Raw genomic sequence first — 17,568 nt, forward strand, 5'->3', positions numbered from 1 at the left:
TCCTCATCTCCCTCGTCCTTGTTGGTGCAAACCGGGTCGGAGCTGGACGGGTCCGCAGGCATCCGCGCCGAAGGACCACCGCATATTGCACCTCCGATCCGTCTCGCCTCGCTCAATCAATTCAGCCTATAGTGCGAATGAAGTGGGTGCAATATGGCAGTTGATCCCAGGCAATTGAACCATACCAATCGAACCATGACCAAGTGGCTGCCACGGCCGGACCAGGATGCGCGCCCGAGGTATCTGGCGCTTGCCAACGCCATCGCGGCGGACATCGGCGCGGGACGACTGCTTTTTTCCGCCAAGCTCCCCACCCAGAGAGAACTGGCGCATGCCCTCGGACTCAGCGTCCATACCGTCAGCAGTGCTTACGCCGAGTTGGAGCGGCGCGGGCTCATCGCCGGCGAGGTCGGCCGCGGCACTTACGTCACCTTCCGCTCCGACCACGGCGAGCCACGCTTTATTCTCGGTCGCCGCGAGAAGGAAATCATCGATCTGTCGATTCTGCGGCCGGCGATCGGCGCCATTCATTCCGATCGTATTGCGGCTGCACTTGCCGAGATCGCCGGTAGTGGCGACCACGCCGCGATGCTCGCCTGCCGCCCAATTTCCGGCTTCGACAGCCATCGTGTCGCCGGTGCCCATTGGCTCAATCTTCACGGCCACGACGTGGCTCCCGAGCAGGTGATGATCGTCAACGGCTGTGCCCACGGGATCCTCGTCGCGCTGGCAACCCTGACCAAGCCGGGCGATATCGTCGCGACCGAAGCGCTCACCGACCACGGACTCATCGCTCTTGCCAGCGTCCTCCATTTCCGGCTGCGCGAGATCGACTTTGATACGGACGGGTTGCGTCCCGATGCGTTCGAGCGCGCGTGCCGCCAGGGCAGCGTGAAGGTGCTGGTCGTGACCCCGAACTACTCAAATCCGACGGCGACACTGATGCCGGAGGACCGGCGGCGCCAGATCGCCGAAATCGCCCAACGGTATGATGTAACAATCGTTGAGGACGACGTGTTCCTGCCGCTGCTGCCGGAACAGATGCCGCCGCTGGCCGCTTTCGACCGAAAGCGGGCCTGCTATATCACGAGCTTGACGAAGAGCCTGGTTTCCGGCCTCCGGGTCGGCTACCTCGTCGCGCCGGAGATGATGATGCCCAGGTTGGAGACGCGGCTGCGCGCAAGTTCCTGGATGGCGACACCATTGGTGAGCGAAATCGCGGCCCGCTGGATCATGGATGGCACTGCCCGATTGCTGGCGGACTGGCAGCGCGAGGAACTGGCGGCACGCGGTGCCATTCTCCGCGAACATCTCGCCGATCACCTCTACTGCGCACCTCCCGGCGCTCCGCACGCGTTTCTCGATCTGCCGCCGGCGTGGCGCCCGGCCAACTTCGCTACCCACGCCCGCTTGGCCGGCGTCGCGGTGACGCCCGCCGAACCGTTCGTCGTCGGGGAGAACCCCGAGCCGCAGGCAATCAGGGTCACGCTCGGCGCCGCCACATCGCGGCGGCAATTGAGCACCGGGCTAGAGCGACTGGCGACCTTGTTCGCGGAGGAGCCGGAACCGGCCTATATCAACGTTTGACTCGATACCCCGCCCCCTCCCGCAAATTGAACCGCGACGATTCTGCGATTGACATGCCCCGCGCAGGCGGCAACGATTTCCGCAACAGGGAGAGACTGGCGCCGCAAGCAAAAATCCAGGCGCGGGTTCGAAGGATCCGTCACCATGAATGAAGGCCGAACGGACGAAAGCCGATCAGCCGCCGGGGCCGGCAACGCCGCCGTTCGCTTCCTGGCGGGGGTCGACGCCCTCGTCGCCCGGTTCGAAACCATCGTCCTTGCTTACGGCGTGCTGCTGATGGCCGCCAACTCCATCGCCAACGTCGCCGGGCGGTTCCTGTTTTCCCAAAGCATTTATTTCTCGGAGGAACTGAACCAGTTTCTTATCGTGCTGATCACTTTCGTTGGCATAGGCTATGCGGCGCGCAAAGGGCGGCACATCCGCATGTCGGCGGTCTACGACCAGCTCAACGACCGTAACCGCAAGATCCTGATGATCGTCATCGCCGTCGTGACGTCGGTGATCATGTTCGTCCTCGCCTACTATTCTTACGTATATGTCTCCCGCGTCGCGCGGCTCGGCAAGGTAACGCCGGCTCTGCAGGTGCCGCTTTACCTGACGTACATCTGGGTGCCGATCGGCTTCGCTATCACAGGCCTGCAGTATGCCCTGACCGTGGTGAGCAACCTTCGCCACTCGGACGTGTACATCTCCTACGAGGAAATCGACTCCTACGACGAGAGTCATCAGGAGATGGAAGCCGGCCAAGGCGGCGGGACGTCCGCCGGACCGGAGTCACGGGGGTGAAATCCGCGGCAACGGCAGTGGCGAGAACACCGCGTATCACGGCGATGGCGATGTTGAACTCCAAGGAGACCGCCGCATGACCGAAGCGCTGGTTGGGACGATGATCGTGCTGCTGCTCCTTGGCTTTCCAATGATGATCCCGCTCATCGCCGCTACTCTGGTCGGATTCTTTATATTTTTCAGTGGCATGAAACCGGAAATCATCATCCAGCAGATGATCGGCGGGGTAAAGCCGGTCGCGCTGATTGCGGTGCCAATGTTCATCTTCGCTGCCGATATCGTCACCAAGGGGCAGGCCGCGGAGCGCCTGCTTGACGTGGTCATGCGCTTCGTCGGGCACGTGAAGGGGGGACTCGCCATCACGACCGCCGCCACATGCACCGTCTTCGGCGCGGTCTCCGGCTCCACGCAGGCGACTGTCGTCGCGATCGGGAGCCCGTTGCGCCCGAAACTCCTGGAAGCCGGGTACAAGGACTCGTTCGTCATCGCGCTGACCATCAACGCCAGCGACATCGCTTTTTTGATCCCTCCCAGCATCGGAATGATCATTTACGGCGTGATCTCGGGCACGTCGATCGCCGAACTGTTCATCGCCGGGATCGGACCGGGTTTGCTGATCCTTGCCATGTTTTCCGTCTATTCAGTGATTTTCGCCGTGGTGAACAACATTCCTACCTTGCCGAAGGCGACGTGGACGGAGCGCCTCGCCGCCATGCGGGGCGCCATCTGGCCGCTCGGCTTCCCGGTGATCATCATCGGCGGCATTTACGGCGGCATCTTCAGCCCGACGGAGGCGGCGTCGGTCAGCGTCGCCTACGCCTTGATCCTCGAGGTGTTGATCTTCCGCTCGGTGAAGCTCCGCGAGATCCCGGAGATCGCCATGTCCACCGGCCTGATCACCGCGGTTGTGTTCATCCTGGTGGGTGCTGGTGCGGCCTTCTCGTGGACCATCTCGTTCGCTCAGATCCCGCAGCAGATCCTAGGCTCGCTCGGCCTTGATCAGGCCGGGCCGATCATGGTGCTGGTCGCCATTTCAATCGCCTTCTTCGTCGGCTGCATGTTCGTCGACCCGATCGTGGTGATTCTGGTGCTGGTACCGATTTTCGCGCCGATCGTCGATCAGGCCGGCCTCGACCCGGTTCTCGTCGGCACCATCATCACGCTGCAGGTGGCGATCGGATCAGCGACGCCGCCCTTCGGTTGCGATATTTTCACGGCCATTGCCATCTTCAAACGGCCGTATCTGGATGTGATCAAGGGCTCGCCGCCGTTCATTCTCATGCTGCTGACGGCGTCCGCGCTGCTCATCCTTTTCCCGCAGATCGCGCTGTTCCTGCGCGATCTGGCCTTCCGTTAGGCGGAGGCGCAGCATGTTCGAGAAAATCCTCGTCGCCGTCGACGGATCGCAACATGCCGCCATGGCCGTGGAAACAGCGATCGAGATGGCGCACAAGTTCAACGCCCCACTTGTCTTCATCTGCGTCTACCGGCACTTCAGCCGGCTGGAGAGCACCCATTCCCTGGTCCGCGCCCGTGAGGTGCCGGAGCGGCCGGACGCAACCCTTGGCCGGCTTGCCCGGGAAACCGCCGAACGCGCCGCATCCTATGCCAGAGAGCACGGCGTGTCGGAGGCGGCGGCGGTCGCAAAACGCGGCCCGATCGCCCGCACCATCGTCGAGTACGCTGAAAAGCACGGCTTCGACACCATCGTCATGGGGCGGCGCGGGCGTGGCGACATTGAGGGCCTGTTGTTGGGCAGCGTGTCGCACAAGGTGTGCAGCCTTGCCGACGCTACCTGCATCACGGTGAAGTGATGACGATGTCGAGGCAGTGGCCACTTCCCTTCCTCGCGGCAGCATGTCTTGTCGCAGCTGTTCTGCTTGGACTGACCGTCTCACCCGCTGCAGCGCAATCGACGCTGGAAAAGATCAAGCGCGACGGCGTGGTCACTGTCGCCATCGCCGACGAGGCGCCCTACGGCTACCGTGAGGCCGACGGTCGGGTGACCGGGGAGGCACCCGAGATTGCGCGCAGGATACTGCGCGACATCAATCCCGACATTCAGATCGATTTCGTATCGGCAGACTTTGGAGACCTCATTCCCGGTCTCCGCAACGACACGTTCGATATCGCCGCCGCCGGTATGTTCATCACCCCGTCGCGCTGCGCCGAGGTTGCGTTTTCCGACCCGACCTACGTCGTCGGCCAAGCGTTCGCGGTGAAGCGAGGCAACCCCAAGCAAATCACCGATTTCCCGTCGATCTCGGACCATCGCGAAGCCCGCGTCGGGCTCATTGCCGGCACCGTAGAGTACAACTTTGCGCTGGTGGCCGCCATCCCGGCAGACCGCGCGCCGCTATACCGCAATTTCGCAAAGGCGATCAGCGCCCTGAAGGCCGGCGACGTGGACGCCGTCGCCATGACCGCGCTGACGGTGCGTCATATCGTCGCGGACGAACCGGACCTCGAGTCGACCGCGCAGTTCTTTCCGGAGATCGACGGCGAGGTGGTCAAGGGTTACGGCGGCTTTGCTTTTCGCAAGGAGGATGCGGACTTGGTGGATGCATTCAACGAGCGTCTCCACGCCTTCATCGGCTCCGATCAGCATCTCGAACTTGTGGCCGAGTTCGGCTTCGGCGAGGACATGCTGCCCGACAAAACCGCTGCGGAACTCTGCGGGAGCTAGAGCGTCATGGTCATGGTTGCCGGCAGCCAGCGCACCACGGCGTGGACCCGATATGATCCCGAACTTGGTGTCCAACCGGGGGCGCCGGTACGCACAGGCCTCGTGGTCATTGCCACCGACCACACCAGCGAGCGGGACCTGCGCCGCATATTGCCGCCGGCCATGGACATCGTGGTCAGCAGGGTGCCCTGCCGCACCGTCACAACGGTCGAGACACTGGGCGAGATGGCCACTGATCTGACCCGCGCCGCGGATCTGCTGCTGCCGGGGAGTGTCCTCAACGCCATCGCGTTTGCCTGCACCACCGGCGCCATCGTCATCGGGGAGACGGAGGTGGCGCGGCGCATCCGCCTGGCCCGCCCCGGCATCGCGGTGACGACACCGATTGAGGCTGCCATGGCGGCCTGCCGGGCGCTCGGGATCAAGCGGCTGAGCCTAGTGCTGCCTTATGTACTTGCGGTCAATCGCCGTGTCGTCTCCCGCCTGGAAGCGGAGGGATTGGACGTGGTTTCAGTGGTCAGTTTCGAGCAGGAGTCGGATTTGGACATGGCGAGGGTGACGCCGGCGGCGATCATCGATGCCGGCATCGCCGCCGATCGGCCGAGTGCCGACGGCGTGTTTGTTTCATGCACGGCATTGCGCGCCGCCGAAGCCGCCGAGCAATTGGAGACGCGCATTGGCAAGGCAGTCATCACCAGCAACCAGGCGCTGGCTTGGCATCTGCTTCGCCTGACCGGCATCGCAACCTCTGTCGCCGGTTACGGCGCCCTACTTCGCAATCACTGAACGTGTCGAACTACGGCGTAGGGATCGAGGACATTCGCGCGGCGCAAACGGCACTGCGTGGCCAGATCGTGCGGACGCCGCTGGTTCCCGCGTCGTCGTTGTCCACGCCTGCAGGGCGCGCCGTCCTTCTCAAACTGGAGTCGCTGCAGCCGACCGGGGCGTTCAAGCTGAGGGGCGCCACCAACAAGTTGCATGCCCTCAGCGACGACGGACGGACACGCGGCGTCGTCACGATGTCGACCGGCAATCATGGTCGGGGCGTCGCGTTTGCCGCGCGAGCATGGGGCGTGCGCGCCGTCGTCTGCATGTCGCGGCTGGTGCCGGAGAACAAGGTGGCCGCCATCCGCGACTTGGGTGCAGAGGTCCGCATCGTCGGCGACAGCCAGGACGAGGCGGAGAACGAGGTAGTGCGCCTTGTCGAACACCACGGCATGACCTTCGTCCACCCGTTCGACGACCCCGCCGTCCTCGCCGGCCAGGGCACGATCGGGCTGGAGTTGCTTGAAGACCTGCCGGCAGTCGACAGTGTCATCGTGCCGCTTTCCGGCGGCGGGCTAATTGGCGGCATCGCCCTCGCTCTCAAGGACTTGATCCCGACCGTGCGCATCATCGGTGTTTCCATAGCCCGCGGCGCGGCGATGATCGAAAGCCTCAAGGCCGGTGGCCCGGTCAACGTGCGCGAGGAGGCGTCTTTAGCCGACAGCCTCGGCGGCGGCATCGGACTTGGAAACCGCTTCACCTTTCCGATCGTCCGCGATCTGGTCGACGAGGTGCTGACCGTGGAGGAACACCAGATCGCCGAAGCGATGGCGCATCTCTACTGGCGGGAGCGGCTGATCAGCGAAGGCGGCGCGGCGGTCGGGGTTGCGGTGCTGCTCCACGACTTGGCCCAAGACCTCGGCCACACCGTGGCGGTCATCATCAGCGGCAACACCGTGGACATGGCGGCGTTCACCAACATTGTCCGGACGCGCCGTCCGTCCTCGCTGGAGACTGCGGGCGAGACAGCGGGACCATAGGGGAGAAATCATGGCGGACGTCACCATCCTCACCGAGAGCCAGCTTCGCCGATGCGTCGGCCTCGATGCCGAGACCGTCGGGGTGATCCGCGCCGCGTTCACGGCGCTGGCCGGAGGCGACGTGGTAATGCCGCCGATCCTTCGCCTCGACGTCCCTGCCCACAATGGCGAAGTGGACGTCAAGACCGCTTACGTCCCCGGCCTCGACGGGTTCGCCATCAAAATCAGCCCCCGGCTTCTTTGACAACCCCGCCCTCAGCCTACCCAGCGTCAACGGCCTGATGGTGGTGCTGAGCGCCCGCACCGGGGTCGTCGAAGCGGTGTTGTTGGACAACGGCTACCTGACCGACATCCGCACCGCTGCCGCCGGCGCCGTCGCCGCCGAGGTCTTGGCGCGAGCCGATATATCGACCGTCGGGGTGATTGGCGCAGGCATGCAGGCCCGCCTGCAGGTGCAAGCGCTCAAGCTGGTCCGCGGCTTCCAGCGTGTTCTGGTGTGGGCGCGTGATCCCGCCAAAGCGGAGCGCTACGCGGACGAGATGAGCGAGCGGCTGGGCATGACCGTGACGCCGGTGCCGGACGCGCGGCGGGCCGTAACGGAAAGCGACGTGCTGATCACCACGACACCGGCGCGCTCGCCGCTGGTCGACGGCGCGTGGCTTCACTCCGGGCTTCACATTACCGCCATGGGCTCGGATGCCGAGGACAAGAACGAACTGCAGCCGTCGGTGCTCGCCCGCGCCGACCTGTTCGTATGCGACCGGCGGACGCAGAGTCTGAGGCTCGGCGAACTCCATCATGCGGTCACGGCGGGCGTCATGGCCGACGACGCACAGGTGACGGAGCTTGGTGCGATCACCGCCGGCGCCCGGCCGGGGCGAACGGACAGTGCGCAGATCACCGTCTGCGATCTGACCGGCACCGGCGTACAGGACACCGCCATCGCCCTCCACGCCCTGCGCCTCGCGAAGCGGCAGGGACTGGGCCAGACCATCGAAACTGGAGCTTAGCCGCAGATGGAGAGCAACCTTGATCGCGTGGATGAGAAGATCGCCGAGCCGGCCCCGCAGCCGCACCGCGCCTATCCACTGGCCTTCGATGTGTCCGAGTACGAGAGCCGGGTGCGGAAGACCAAGGAGGCGATGGCGCGACAAGGCATCGAGGTGCTGCTGTGCGTCAACCCGTCCAACATGTGCTACCTGACCGGCTACGACAGCTGGTCCTTCTACGTCCACCAGACGGTCATCGTCGCACTCGACGAGCCGCAGCCCATCTGGATCGGCCGCAGCATGGACGCCAACGGCGCCAAGATCACCACCTACCTGGATGAAAGAAACATCCTGTTCTATCCGGACAAATACGTGCAGTCGATGACCTGCCATCCCATGCACTTCGTCGCGTCGTTCATCAAGAGCCGGAAATGGGATAAACGCAGTTTCGGTCTCGAAATGGACTCCTACTATTTCACCGCGGCCGCCTACCAGTGTCTGAAAAGTGCACTGCGCCATGCCAAGTTCAAGGATTGCCACACACTGGTGAACTGGATCCGGGTCATCAAGTCGCCGAAGGAAATGGAGTACATGACCGAGGCGGCCCGCATCGTCGAGCGGGCGATGAGCGTCGCCATCGACGCGATCCATATCAGCAACCGCCAATGCGACGCCGCGGCGGCGATCTTCCACGCGCAGATCAGCGGCACGCCCCAATACGGCGGCGAGTACACCGCGCTGGTGCCGATGCTGCCCACCGGCTCCGGCACCGCAACGCCGCATCTGACTTGGAACGACAGCCGTTTCGTCGCCGGCGAAGCGACCATCCTTGAACTTGCCGGCTGCCGGAGACGCTACCACTGCCCAATGGCGCGCACCGTCCATTTGGGCACGCCACCGAAGATCCTTGTGGACACAGCCGAGGTGGTGGTCGAAGGCCTGAACGCGGCCCTCGACGCCGCCAAGCCGGGCGTGACGTGCGAAGAGGTGGAAGAGGCGTGGCGGACAACGGTCGGCCGCTACGGATTGGTCAAGGAATCCCGCATCGGCTACTCCACCGGCCTCAACTATCCCCCCGATTGGGGAGAACACACTCTCAGCGTTCGTCCGGGTGACAAGACCGTGCTGCAACCGAACATGACCATCCACCTGATTCCCGGCATCTGGAAGGACGACTGGGGCGTGGAGATCTCGGAATGCATCCGCATCACCGAGTCCGGCGCCGAGCCCTTCTGCACAACCCCCCGGCGTCTCTATGTGAAGGATTGATCGAGGAGCGCGCCGCGCTTCCGGAGCGAGCGCGGCCGCGCCGGCGAGGATCAGGGTTAGGTGTTACGCCCGATCGGATTCGAAGCATCGACCTCCCCGCCCAACGCTGCACTAGGAACGAAGCCCACGTGGTGGCTCTGACCACGGCCTGCCTGAGATGGCGCCGGTCACGGGGGCAAGACCGGCTTCGCCGCAGCTGCCACCCGGTTACGTCCATTACGTTTCGCCTGATACAGTATGAGGTCAGTGCGCCGGAAAAGAGACTCCGCGCTCTCGCTCGCCATCAACTCCGCGACGCCGAAGCTCGCCGTGACCGGCTGGGGAAGCGGCGAAACGATGCTTACCTCGAGTTTTTCTCGAATTCGCTCGGCACACGCCACTGCCGTGGCGAGATGGGTTCCGGGCATCAGGATGGCGAACTCCTCGCCGCCATACCGCGATGGCAAATCGGTCTGGCGCGTTTCGGAGCGGATTATCGCCGCCACGGCGGCAAGCACGGTATCGCCCACCTGGTGGCTGAACTTGTCGTTGATCTGCTTGAAATGATCAATATCCACCATCACCAGCGCCAGATGTCCGCCGAACCTCCGGACGCGGTTGATCTCCGAAACCACGGTCTCGTCGAGCTTGCGCCTGTTGGCGAGGCCGGTGAGCTGGTCGGTGAGCGACAGCGCGCGCACCTGTTCCTCACGAAGCTGCAAATCGCGATTTGCCGATATCAGCTTGCGATGTGTCTGCGCCAGTTCGTTGGCGAGCTGTATTGCCGTGACGTGGCCACTCTCCAGCTCCTCGATGTCGTGTTCGGCCAGGATCAGAAGCGACTGCGCGTCCGAGTAGACTTCCCCCCGCAGGGAGTGTGTCTTGCCCGTCGGCTCGCCCACGGTCAGGAGACCTGAATAGTGAGGCTGCGGATCCGACCTGGAAAGCTCGAGCAGGTCGCTGAACGACGGAGAGGAAAAATAACGAGCCGCCGGGACTCCGATGACTGCATTCGCCTGCAGCGGCAACAGCCTGAAAAATCCGGCATTGCCATCCAGAATGACGCTCTGGCGGTCGATCCTGGCGAGCGCGACCGAGGTCATTCGTCGGAACAGATCGATGACCGCCGACGCTTGCGCTGGGGTCAACCCATGATCCCGCTTCCAGTCTCTGCTGCCGCCCGGGCGTCGGCGCCGGTGAAGTCGGCGCCCAGCATCGTCGACAGAGACTCGAACTGATTGATCGCGTACCCGCCCAGCATCAGCGGCGGACAGGCTTCGCCGAGTTCGGAACGCAGCCTGGCGATCGCCCCTCTTGCCGCCGGCAGATGATGCGGCATTGCCGCTGACAGACCAACGAGATGAGGATCGTCTTCGCGAACGAATCGCACCAGCGCTGACGTGGGCGTGTTCGCGCCGATGTTCCGAACCTCCCAACCCTGCAACTCGAACGCATCTGCAACCATTTGCAAGCCAAGCATGTGATGGTTCCCTTCCACACACGCCAAGACCACCTTACGGTCCACTCGCGGCTCCGGCTGTGCATGCGCGAACTCCCGCGCAAGAATGGAATGCGCGATGGCTGTGGCGACATGCTCCTGGGCGACCGATACCTTGTTTGCTTGCCACCCCTCTCCGATCCGATAGAAGGTAGGCTGAACGAGGTGCATCTCGGTGTCCACGAAGCCTCTGCCGGCGGTGATGACTTGGCGAAAAATCTCCAAGGCTTTCAGCCTGTCACCCGATACCAGGGCTTCCTGAAAGGCGTCGCACTCCTCCCAGGCACACGGCATGGCCGCGGTATACGGCGTTGCGCCCGCCGCGTCCTCGAACAGTGCGCTCTTCGCCTTCGCCACGACCAGTGCAAGCGCGGCCGCATCCGCCTCGGACAGGCGCACGCCAATGGCCTCCACCAGATAATCGAGCGACAAAGCAAGATGTTCGTCGGGTATATGGCGCGAGCGTAGTACACTCGCCAGCCATCGTATATAAATCACCAATACATCGATGCTGCCGAATTCGAGAGCCGCTGCAATGAACTCCAGATGATACCCGATGTCTTCCTTGCAAGCGGCCCGACCCCTTGCTCCGAACGCCTCGTAGAGCGAGCCATGGTTCGTATAAAAGCGGTTGGTAGCGGCTTCTATCGAGTCCTCGCGCACCGCGAGCAGCCGGCTCAAGCCGTCGGGGCTAACGGTGAAGCTCTCCTCTTGCATCATGTTGCAACAACTCCATCAACTCGCGATATGCTCGAAGAACTCGATCCGAACGCTTCCGGGCATGAGCTTCAGCCCCTTGGGAATGGCCTTTGGGAGGAATGGTACTCATGGCTCCGGTGCCAGACGCGGTAGCTCTCTTCATCCGTCCAGTAGGTGATAAGCCAGATCTCTTCCCGACGCTCATTTGGGCTGATGACGTCCATCCTGACGAAGCCGGGCGCGTGATCGACGAGATGCGGCCGGCAGCGAAAGGCCTCACGCACCGACTCGGTCATGCCGTTGGCGATGGCGAATCGGCTCATGGCGACGAACATGCGAAGGAGCTCAATCGTCCACGGGGTCTGCACGAGATTCCGGAACCGCCGGACTCCATCCCTGAGATTTAGCCCGATTGAGGCCCGACCACCACCCATTTTCGATTTTTCTAGTCTGCCGCATACTTACCATCAGGCTGCAACGCTGCAGCCCTTCACCAGTGAAACGACGAGATCGCGCCGGTAGTCGGCCCGATCCGACTCCGCCGCCCGCCGCCCGCCGCCCTGTGATCTCCAGAGAGCTCTCCAAGGCTTAAGCTAAGTCTTTGAACCAATTGGTACGCCCGGTTGGATTCGAACCAACGACCCTCTGATTAAAAGTCAGATGCTCTGCCAACTGAGCTACGGGCGCGCGCCACGGCGGCTGTCGCCGGGCAACCTACCATACTGAGCGGGGTCTGCCGCGGTCAATCCCGAGGCGCCGCGGGAGAGGCGGCACCGCCGGCATCCGCTGCGGCCAGCAGCGGCAGTTCAGGGGCGAGTTGGCGCAGCGTCTTCCGCTCGACCTCCGCCGGAACGAACGTACTGATGTCGCCGCCGAGGCGGGCGATCTCCTTGACGAAACGGGACGCGATGAACTGGTGGTTCTCCGAGGCCATCAGAAACACCGTCTCCACATCCCGGTTCAGGCGGTCGTTCATGGCGGCCATCTGAAACTCGTATTCGAAGTCGGAGACGGCGCGCAGTCCGCGCAAGATAATTCCGGCGCCCATTTCCGTGACGAAGTGCATCAGCAGATTCGAGAACGGCCGCACCTCGACGACCCGGCCATCGCCGCACCGCATCCGCTCGACCTGCTCACGGATCATCTCGACACGCTGATCGAGGCTGAACAGCGGTTCCTTTCCGGTATTGGCGGCGACCCCGACGATCAGCCGGTCGACCACGTGCACGGCGCGGCTGATGATGTCCATGTGACCGTTGGTCAACGGATCGAAGGTGCCGGGATAGACACCGATCCGGGGCGTCGTCATGCTGTGCGTCCTCCTCTCGCCGGCTCGCGAGGGTCTCTCCTTCGACCCCCGCAATCACTCTCCGGTCTATTCGTGTTGATCTTCGTCGGCGTCCGACGGCCCATCCGCGCCTTCGCCACCTGCCAGTCCGCCGCCATTGTCATCATCCCCGGCCGCGTCGCCGCCGTCGTCGTCACCGGCTTCGGAGCCGGCGGCGCCGTTAACTCCATCCTCGACGTCGCGAATGCGCGTCACCGAGACCACCCGCTCCCCCTCGGCAGTGGCGAACAGGCGTACGCCCCGGCTCGTTCGTCCCATCAAGCTGATGCCATCGACGGTGACGCGGATCAAGTGGCCGCCGTCGGTGATCATCACCAATTGGTCGGTCGCGAAGATCGGGAATGCGGCGACGACCGTGCTGACGCCCTCGGCGCGATCCAGGCCCATGGCCGCCACGCCCGAGCCGCCGCGGCCGCTGATGCGATACTCGTAAGACGACGTGCGCTTGCCGTAGCCGTCCTCGGCGACCGTCAACAGGAATTGCTCATTGGCTGCCATATCCACGAACCGGCGCTCATCGAGCCGCGCCGCCAGTTCCTCGTCGCGCTCGCGCTTGCTTTGGCCATCGGGGCCGGCGTATTCGCTGCCGCTGAGGCGCCGGCGGGCGTTGACCGCCGCCAGATACTCTTCGCGGCTGGTTGCATCGTACTCCACATGGCGCAGCCCGCACATGTTGATGATTTCATCCCCCTCGCCCAGCCGAATGCCGCGGACGCCGGTCGACGTGCGGCCGCTGAACACCCGCACATCGGTCACCGGGAAGCGGATGCACTGGCCGCCGCGCGTGAACAGGAGGATGTCGTCATCCTCGCTGAAGGTGCGCACCCGCACCAGATGGTCGCCGGCATCAAGCTTCATGGCGATCTTGCCGTTGGCGAGCACGTTGGTGAAGTCCGAGAGCGCGTTGCGCCGCACCTGCCCGGACGCCGTCGCGAACACCACGAACAGGTCGGACCACGCCGCCTCGTCCTCCGGCAACGGCATCAGGGTGGTGATGGTCTCGGCGGGGTCGAGCGGCAGCAGATTGACCATCGCCTTGCCGCGCGCCTGCGGCGTCCCCATGGGCAGCTTGTAGACCTTCAGCTTGTAGACCATGCCGGTGGACGAGAAGAACAGCACCGGCGTGTGGGTGTTGACCACGAACACCTGGCTCACGAAGTCTTCTTCGCGGGTCGCCATGCCGGCGCGGCCCTTGCCGCCGCGGCGCTGCGCCCGGTAGGTGCTGAGCGGGACGCGCTTGATGTAGCCGGTGTTGGTGACCGTCACCACCATGTCCTCGCGCTGGATCAGGTCCTCGATGTCGGTGTCGCCGAGGTAGTCCTCGAGGGTGGTGCGCCGCGGCGTGTCGAAGCGCTCGCGGATTTCCGCCAGATCATCGCGCAGCACCTGGAGCAGGCGGGTTCGGGACGCCAGAATCTCCAGATACTCGCGGATCCCGTCGCCGAGGGCCCTGAGGTCGTCGCCGATCTTGTCCCGCTCCAGGCCGGTCAGGCGGTGCAGGCGCAGATCGAGAATGGCCTGCGCCTGCTCCTCCGGAGTCGATACGTGCCGTCGGAGACCGCCGGCCCGGATCGTCGATCAGCGCGACCAGCGGTTCCACGTCCTCCGCCGGCCACGCGCGCGCCATCAGGCGCTCGCGCGCTTCCGCCGGGTCACGGGCGCGGCGGATCAGGGCGACGACCTCGTCGATGTTGGCCACCGCCACCGCCAGCCCGACCAGGACATGAGCGCGCTCGCGAGCCTTGCCGAGTTCGTACGCGGTACGCCGGCGGATGACCTCCTCGCGGAAGGCGAGAAATTCGTCCAGAACCTGCTTGAGGTTCAGCGTCCGCGGCCGCCCGCCGACGAGGGCCAGCATGTTGATCCCGAATGTCGACTGCAACGGAGAGAAGCGGTAGAGCTGATTGAGGACCACCTCCGACTCTGCATCCCGCTTGAGCTCGATGACGACACGGATGCCGTCCCGGTCCGATTCGTCGCGCAGGTCGGAAATGCCCTCGATGCGCTTATCGCGCACCCCATCGGCGATGATTTCGATCATCCGCGCCTTGTTGACCTGATAGGGGACCTCGTCGACGATGATCGCGGTGCGGTCCTTGCGGATCTCTTCGATGTGGGTTCGCCCGCGCATGACGACCGAGCCGCGGCCGGTGTGGTACGCCGACACCACCCCTTGTCGGCCGAGGATGAGGGCGCCGGTGGGAAAGTCGGGCCCCGGCAGATGGCGCTCGATCAGGTCGGCGACTGTGATGTCCGGCTCGTCGATGACCGCGCAGCAGGCATCGATCACCTCGCCGAGGTTGTGCGGCGGGATGTTGGTCGCCATGCCGACCGCGATGCCGCCGGCGCCGTTGACGAGCAGGTTCGGGAAGCGCGCCGGCAGCACCACCGGCTCCCTCTCCGAGCCGTCGTAGTTGTCCTGGAAATCGACGGTGTCCTTGTCGATATCGTCGATCAGCACGTGCGCGGCGCGCGCCAGACGCGCCTCGGTGTAGCGCATCGCCGCCGGCCGGTCGCCGTCCATCGAGCCGAAGTTGCCCTGGCCGTCGATCAGCGGCAGGCGCATGTTGAAGTCCTGGGCCATGCGCACCAGGGCGTCGTAGATCGGCTGATCGCCGTGGGGATGGTATTTACCCATGACGTCGCCGACGATGCGGGCGCACTTGCGATACGGACGGTCGTGTCCGTAGCCGCCCTCGTGCATCGCGTGGATGATCCGCCGATGCACCGGCTTCAGGCCGTCCCGCACGTCCGGAAGCGCTCGGCTGACGATCACGCTCATCGCGTAATCCAGGTACGAGCGCTGCATCTCCTCTTCGATGGAGATGGACGGCATGGCCGCTGGCGGTGGCGCGGCGGTGTTCAAATGCGGCTATCCAAAATTGAAAGGAATCAATGCTCTTCGACCGGGCTGACAGTAGCACGCAGAACCGCATTGCACAACAAAACGGCATCAGTGCAGCTTCGTTGGCCTCCGCGTTTGCCGATCGGCGGACGAATGACGGCCCGCCAAGCGTTAATGCCATAATAACAAGCCGCCGCTATGATCGGGGTTAGAAGGGCAAGCGCCAGGAGGCGAAAGCGTATGTCCCAGGGTATATTTACGGCGGAACTCATGCAGCAGCGAAAGCAGTCCCCAGAGAACCCCGATCCGCTCGCGGACAGGACGGCAGAGTCCAGGGCGGCGGCGCGGCATAAGCAGGTTCTGACCGCTGTCGCCCGGCTGCAACGCCGGCTCGACGCCCTGTCCCGAGAGACCGCGGCCTCCCATGCCGGTTGCTTCCATATTGGCGCTGCTGCGCCGGTGCAGTCTGTCCCGCAAACTGCCGCCGCGACGGACGATCAACTCGACGGGCTACGCGCGGAAGTCCGCGAACTCTCGCAGTCGATTATCGAGACCAAGCGGCAAATCGCGGCGCTCCGCAATGGCAATAGATCGCCCGATCGGTTGATCTGCGCCAACGACGAACTGGACGCTGTCGTACACGCAACGGAGGGCGCAACCGAAATCATCCTCACTGCGGCCGAGGAGATCGACGCCATCGCCGCCCGCTTGCGCTCCAGCGTTGAACTCGCCGGCGAAGTCGCCGCACTGGAAGAAATCAGCGACCGGACCATCCGCATCTTCGAGGCCTGCAATTTCCAGGACATCACTGGCCAGCGCATCTCCAAAGTCGTCAACACCATGAAGTTCGTGGAGAGCCGGGTCGAGCGGATGATCGAGATCTTCGGCGGCCCGGATTCGTTCGCCGGCGTCGAGCCGCCGGAAGACGCCCCCGCTCCGGCCGACTCCGATGCCGACATGCACCTGCTGCACGGACCGCAACTCGCCACCGATCGGCCGATCTCCCAGGAGGATATCGACAAGCTCTTTGACTGAGTGGCTTCGACCCGGTCAACGGCAGCGATCCCGATGCCTATCGCGGGCTGCCCATCACGGGCTGAAATCCGGGCTGGGGCCGGGCCGATCCTGGCTGCTCGGAACGGGTGCACGTGCCGGAGGTGAGGCGCCGTCTCCGCTGTCGTCAGCGTCATCTGCGGCGGATGGTTCGGGATCCCGGGCGACTGCGACATTCCGATACCACAGCCAGCCCTCCTGGCCGCTGACCCGAACGCGGTAGTATCCAAAAAACGGATCTGGGTGCAGACGCACACCCTTGGATCCGCCAGGGATGTTCGCGAGGATCTTGCCGTCGGGCCCCGGTTCGGCGCGCAGGTTGCTGCTCCGAGTGGTTTCAACCGGCTCAGGCACGGCGCCGGGGGGAATGCGTGGAGCGCGCGTGCCGTGATCCGGCTCCGGCACTGAATCCGGCGCAGTGGCGGGCGGGCTCGCCGGCGCTTCCCCGTCGGTCACAAGCTCCAGGCCTTCCGCTTGCTCCCCCTCCGAGACTTTCGATGGCGCCGTTCCCGCCTCTTGCGATGGCGCCGTTCCCGCCTCTTGCGATGGCGCCGTTCCCGCCTCTTGCGATGGCGCCGTTCCCGCCTCTTGCGATGGCGCCGTTCCCGGCGCGGGGGCGATCTCGGCCTCGTCCGCCACCCGCGGCGGCCGATCGTCACGACCCGCCGGCGCCGGCTCGGCCTGCCGGCGCTCATCCGGTGCGGCGTCCGCATGCGGCTCCCGGTCCGCCTCCGCGGACACGTCCGCACCTGCCTCCGAAGGCCGGCCGGCCGCCGTCTCTACAGCCGCCAGGTCGTCTCCCGGAACAGCGTCGGCATCCCGCGGCGGCTCCGGTTCCGTCCCGTCCTCCGGCAGTTCCCGGCGCGTCTGCGGCGGCAGCGGTGTCGGCATGGCGATGACGCGGCTGGGAGTGGTCGATGTCTCCGTGGAGCTCATCGTTTCAGCCAGAAACACGGCGCCCGCGACCAGCGTGAGCAATAGCGCGAGGCTGCCGATGATGCGTATCAAGGCCGACCGTCGTGTT

The 17,568-nt window shown here is 64.5% G+C and carries 13 protein-coding genes, 1 tRNA gene and 3 pseudogenes; 10 read left to right on the top strand and 7 right to left on the bottom strand.

Annotated features, from left to right (window positions below):
* Positions 1-195 precede the first annotated feature (195 nt).
* From IPM60_04390 to IPM60_04430, 9 genes and pseudogenes are all read left to right on the top strand, one after another.
* Positions 196-1,587, top strand: a complete 1,392-nt coding sequence (locus tag IPM60_04390) for a PLP-dependent aminotransferase family protein (GenBank protein MBK8907153.1) — start codon at positions 196-198, stop codon at positions 1,585-1,587.
* Between the two features lie 144 nt (positions 1,588-1,731).
* Positions 1,732-2,373, top strand: coding sequence for a TRAP transporter small permease (locus tag IPM60_04395; GenBank protein MBK8907154.1), 642 nt, complete (start codon positions 1,732-1,734; stop codon positions 2,371-2,373).
* 76 nt (positions 2,374-2,449) lie between these two features.
* Positions 2,450-3,730 (top strand): TRAP transporter large permease, encoded by a 1,281-nt coding sequence (locus IPM60_04400; protein MBK8907155.1) that lies wholly within the window; start codon positions 2,450-2,452, stop codon positions 3,728-3,730.
* Between the two features lie 13 nt (positions 3,731-3,743).
* The gene (locus tag IPM60_04405) at positions 3,744-4,187 is read left to right on the top strand and encodes a universal stress protein (protein MBK8907156.1); all 444 of its coding nucleotides are present in this window, start codon (positions 3,744-3,746) and stop codon (positions 4,185-4,187) included.
* Positions 4,187-5,059, top strand: coding sequence for an ectoine/hydroxyectoine ABC transporter substrate-binding protein EhuB (gene ehuB / locus IPM60_04410; GenBank protein MBK8907157.1), 873 nt, complete (start codon positions 4,187-4,189; stop codon positions 5,057-5,059). Before IPM60_04405 ends, ehuB begins: the two co-directional genes overlap by 1 nt.
* A gap of 6 nt (positions 5,060-5,065) precedes the next feature.
* A complete protein-coding gene (locus IPM60_04415; GenBank protein MBK8907158.1) occupies positions 5,066-5,845 on the top strand; it encodes an aspartate/glutamate racemase family protein in 780 nt (259 codons plus the stop codon).
* Positions 5,842-6,864: a hydroxyectoine utilization dehydratase EutB gene (eutB, locus tag IPM60_04420; GenBank protein ID MBK8907159.1), complete on the top strand. Its 1,023-nt coding sequence runs from the start codon at positions 5,842-5,844 to the stop codon at positions 6,862-6,864. The genes IPM60_04415 and eutB overlap by 4 nt, the downstream gene beginning before the upstream one ends.
* Before the next feature lie 10 nt (positions 6,865-6,874).
* Positions 6,875-7,874: pseudogene (locus tag IPM60_04425) on the top strand (cyclodeaminase).
* A gap of 78 nt (positions 7,875-7,952) precedes the next feature.
* Positions 7,953-9,122 (top strand): M24 family metallopeptidase, encoded by a 1,170-nt coding sequence (locus IPM60_04430; protein MBK8907160.1) that lies wholly within the window; start codon positions 7,953-7,955, stop codon positions 9,120-9,122.
* A gap of 167 nt (positions 9,123-9,289) precedes the next feature.
* Here the strand turns inward: IPM60_04430 and IPM60_04435 are convergent, their stop codons facing one another.
* From IPM60_04435 to gyrA, 6 genes and pseudogenes are all read right to left on the bottom strand, one after another.
* On the bottom strand, positions 9,290-10,204 hold the full coding sequence (locus IPM60_04435; GenBank protein MBK8907161.1) for a GGDEF domain-containing protein: 915 nt from the start codon (positions 10,202-10,204) through the stop codon (positions 9,290-9,292).
* Positions 10,205-10,245: 41 nt separating this feature from the next.
* Positions 10,246-11,319 (bottom strand): cobalamin B12-binding domain-containing protein, encoded by a 1,074-nt coding sequence (locus tag IPM60_04440; GenBank protein MBK8907162.1) that lies wholly within the window; start codon positions 11,317-11,319, stop codon positions 10,246-10,248.
* A 15-nt stretch (positions 11,320-11,334) separates the two neighbouring features.
* Positions 11,335-11,633 (bottom strand): annotated as a pseudogene (locus IPM60_04445) (antibiotic biosynthesis monooxygenase).
* A 276-nt stretch (positions 11,634-11,909) separates the two neighbouring features.
* Positions 11,910-11,985, bottom strand: a tRNA-Lys gene (locus IPM60_04450).
* A gap of 55 nt (positions 11,986-12,040) precedes the next feature.
* Positions 12,041-12,607 carry a pantetheine-phosphate adenylyltransferase gene (gene coaD / locus IPM60_04455; protein MBK8907163.1) on the bottom strand — a complete coding sequence of 189 codons (567 nt, stop codon included), beginning with the start codon at positions 12,605-12,607 and terminating at the stop codon, positions 12,041-12,043.
* Between the two features lie 66 nt (positions 12,608-12,673).
* A pseudogene (gene gyrA / locus IPM60_04460) lies at positions 12,674-15,455 on the bottom strand (DNA gyrase subunit A).
* 276 nt (positions 15,456-15,731) lie between these two features.
* Here gyrA and IPM60_04465 point away from each other — a divergent pair.
* Positions 15,732-16,526, top strand: a complete 795-nt coding sequence (locus IPM60_04465; protein ID MBK8907164.1) for a protein phosphatase CheZ — start codon at positions 15,732-15,734, stop codon at positions 16,524-16,526.
* A gap of 54 nt (positions 16,527-16,580) precedes the next feature.
* Here the strand turns inward: IPM60_04465 and IPM60_04470 are convergent, their stop codons facing one another.
* The gene (locus tag IPM60_04470) at positions 16,581-17,552 is read right to left on the bottom strand and encodes a hypothetical protein (GenBank protein MBK8907165.1); all 972 of its coding nucleotides are present in this window, start codon (positions 17,550-17,552) and stop codon (positions 16,581-16,583) included.
* Positions 17,553-17,568 lie beyond the last annotated feature (16 nt).

This window comes from Rhodospirillales bacterium (genome assembly GCA_016710335.1).
Lineage (GTDB): Bacteria > Pseudomonadota > Alphaproteobacteria > Rhodospirillales > Defluviicoccaceae > JADJXQ01.